The organism is Nocardia sp. NPDC059236, assembly GCF_042754085.1.
Lineage (GTDB): Bacteria > Actinomycetota > Actinomycetes > Mycobacteriales > Mycobacteriaceae > Nocardia.
This window is the reverse complement of the sequence record NZ_JBHZAF010000067.1, coordinates 1-1,653: the sequence shown is the minus strand read 5'-3', so window position 1 is coordinate 1,653 and position 1,653 is coordinate 1. Positions and strand designations below refer to the sequence as shown.

General features: G+C 68.2%; 1 protein-coding gene. It reads left to right on the top strand.

What is annotated here, in order from left to right:
* Window positions 1-189: 189 nt before the first annotated feature.
* A complete protein-coding gene (locus ACFXIV_RS47845; protein WP_379405946.1) occupies window positions 190-1,575 on the top strand; it encodes an IS4 family transposase in 1,386 nt (461 codons plus the stop codon).
* Window positions 1,576-1,653: the final 78 nt, after the last annotated feature.

Genomic DNA, 1,653 nt, shown 5'->3' with positions numbered 1-1,653 from the left:
GACCCAATGCCGGGAAGTTTGGCTGCTGGAGTCGTTGTCAAGCTGTGTCGGCGAAGTCGAGGTAACAGGGCGGGGCTCCGCGTAGGACGGACGTCGACCAAGACACCGTTGCTACGAGGAGCCCCGTTGGTTCAGTCTGTCACGCCCGTATGCGCTCGTGGTGGCGGAATTGCCTTCGCTGCTGGGCATTTGGGTGAGTTGACGCAGATCATCACGCCGTCGTTGGTGGACGCGGCGCTGGCCGCCACCGGGCGGGTGCAATCGCGAGTCCGCAAGCTGCCCTCGCGGGTGGTGGTCTATTTCGTGCTGGCTATGGCGCTGTTCGGCGAGTGCGGATATCGGGGCGTGTGGGCGACGCTGGTGGCCGCCCCGGGCGTACCGGATGTCGACCCGTCGGCGGCGGCGTTGCGCCACGCCCGCCGCAGGGTCGGATCGGCGCCGCTGGCCACCTTGTTCGACCAGCTCAAGGGGACGGTCGCGTCCCGAGGCACGGCCGGGTCGTGGTGGCGGGGACTGCGGACGGTGGCCTGGGACGGCACCAGCGTCCACGTCGCCGACAGCGCGGCCAACCGCGCATACTGCGGCCGGCACTCGGGAGCCAACGGGACCGGCGGGTTCCCGCTGATGCGGCTGTCCGCGCTGGTGGAGTGCGGGACCAGGGCGTTGATCGACGCGGTGATCGGCCCGTTTACCCAGAGCGAGGAAGCCCAGTGCGGGCTGCTGTGCCGGGCACTGGCACCCGGGATGCTGCTGTTGGCCGACCGGGGCAGCAAAGGCCACACACTGACCAGAGCCGCCGCGGCCACCGGGGCGCAGCTGTTGTGGCGGATCAGCGCCGATCTGCAGCCGCCGGTGCTGGACCGGCTGCCCGACGGCACCTACCTGTCGATGTCCACCGGCACCAACGAGCGCGACCGGCTGCGACGCTGGAGCCGTCACCGGCGCACACCACCGCCCCAGGTCGATGGTGTCACAATCCGCGTGATCGAGGCCGAGGTGAGCGTCCGCGCCACCGACGGCAGATCCACAACCACCAGCCTGAGACTGATCACCACCCTGCTTGATCACCAGCGTTACCCCGCCGCTGAACTCGCCGAGCTGTATCACCGCAGATGGGAGGCAGAAACGGCCTACTTCGGCCTCAAGGTCAGCCTGCGCGGACCCAACCGGGTCCTGCGCTCGGGCAGCGTCGACGGGGTCCGCCAGGAGCTGTTCGGACTGTTGGTCGTCTACCAGGCCGCCCGACGCATCGCCGCCAACGCCGCCTCGCATGCTGGGATCGATCCGGCCCGCATCTCCTTCACCGTGGTCATCCGGACCGCCCGCCACACAGTGATCGCGGCGATAGGGACCACAGCACGCCGCAGCAAACGGACCGCCGTGATCTTCGGCGCCATCCTGCATCCCCGCGACCTGGTCCCGCCCCACCGCAGAACCCGGATCCAGCCGCGCCGGGTCAAACGCCCCATTTCCAACTATGCCTACAACCCCACCAGGAAAGACAGCCCGATCACCAACGCCGAGATCACCTTTACCATCACCACAGCCACCGACCGGACACGGCGCTGGACCTGAACTTCCCGCCCTGTTACCTCGACTTCGCCGACACAGCTTGACAACGACTCCAGCAGCCAAACTTCCCGGCATTGGGTC